The sequence below is a fragment of the Roseomonas sp. TAS13 genome (assembly GCF_001950415.1).
Lineage (GTDB): Bacteria > Pseudomonadota > Alphaproteobacteria > Acetobacterales > Acetobacteraceae > Roseomonas > Roseomonas mucosa.
The window spans coordinates 1-1362 of record NZ_BDLP01000646.1 but is presented as its reverse complement, the minus strand read 5'-3'; the positions used below and the strand labels follow the sequence as shown (position 1 = coordinate 1362).

The following is a 1362-nucleotide window of genomic DNA, read 5'->3' as shown; positions in this document are numbered from 1 at the left end:
GGAGCTGTGCGTAGATGTGATCAAGAGACAGGCACGGTCCAGGTGGTGCATCGTGTCTGAGCCCCGCCCCGCCCCGCGGCGCCCGGCGCTGCTCGCCGCGACCGCCCTCCTCGCCCTGGCCTTCGCCCCTGGCGTGCGTGCCGAGGGTTCGGTGCGCCTCCTCCCCAGCCCGCCCATGCCCAACGAGGCGCAGTACGACGCCGCCGCCCGGTCGCTCGCCAGCCAGCTGAACCAGCCGATCACCGGCGCCGGCAACATGCCGGTGGTGGAGGGTGGCGACGCCCCGCCCTCGCTGGAGGCGCTGCAGGCCGCCCGCCCGGGCGACCTGCCCGGCGACGGGCTGGAGACCGGCCGCGCCGAGGTGCTCCGGCAGGCCGCCATGACCTATGGCGCCCAGGGCGGCCTCGCCGCCCGCTCTTTCGCCATCAACGAGATGCTGCGCCGCTACGAGGCCCAGCTCACCGCCACCTACGACTTCCGCCCCCTGGTGCTGCCGGTGGGCGGCGGCCAGACGCTGATGCGCCCGCCCATCGTCTCCGAGGCGCAGATGGCCTTCGCGCTGGGCGAGAACGGCCAGGTGGCGCGCGAGACCTCCTGCATCTTCGAGATCACCCGCGAGGCACAGCTGACCTCCGCGCCGCCGGACTGGCGCTCCTACCTGGTCCGTGCCTGGGGCAGCCCGGCCCGCCCGGCCGACGCGGCACTGCCGCGCACCCGCCAGGAGGTGGCCTACTGGAACCGTGGCGTCGCCGAGGGTTGGGCCCAGGGCGAGAAGCAGGCGGTGACGATCTTCCTCTCCGATCTCGGCCGGTTGCAGCGCGACATCGTCGGCATGGCCCGCTACCGGGTGCTGCTGCGCGCCGGGCTGGTGGAGGAGCCGCGGGTCGCCTTCGAGACCCGCAACACCGAGGGCGGCCGGTCGCGGCTGAACATCGGCGACCGGGTGGTGCGCATCACCGAGCAGCCCGGTCTGCAGGCGAATATCCGGCGCTGGCAGCCTGGGGCAGGCTGCCGATGAACCTCGTCCTGCCGCTGCCAGCCGAAGTCGGCGAGGCGACCGCCCCGGCGCGCGACCCGGATCCCTGGCCCGGCGAAGGCCAGCGCTGGGTGACGGAGCCACGCAAGCAGGCGCCGGGGCTGGATGCGCTACTGGTCTGGGCCTACGAGCACGGCGCCTCGCGCATCGCCTTCCAGACCGGCCACCCGGTCTGGGTCCGCATCCACGGCCGCAACCGCCGCGCCACGCGCGGCATGCTGAGCGAGGTCGAGCTCGGCGACATCACCAACCACCTCTACGGCGCCGACGGCACCGCCCGCCTGCAGGGCGGCTCCGACTTCGACGTCAGCTACGAGGCTGTCTCT

At 74.0% G+C, this 1362-nt stretch carries 1 protein-coding gene and 1 pseudogene; both read left to right on the top strand.

Translation table 11 applies throughout. The annotated features are described in order from the left end of the window. Positions 1–88: 88 nt before the first annotated feature. Complete coding sequence (locus ROTAS13_RS24500; protein ID WP_371329370.1) at positions 89–1018, top strand: type IV secretory system conjugative DNA transfer family protein; 930 nt, start codon at positions 89–91, stop codon at positions 1016–1018. After that, positions 1015–1362: pseudogene (locus ROTAS13_RS24495) on the top strand (type II secretion system protein E); the annotation flags it as partial. The gene ROTAS13_RS24500 and the pseudogene ROTAS13_RS24495, both read left to right, overlap by 4 nt.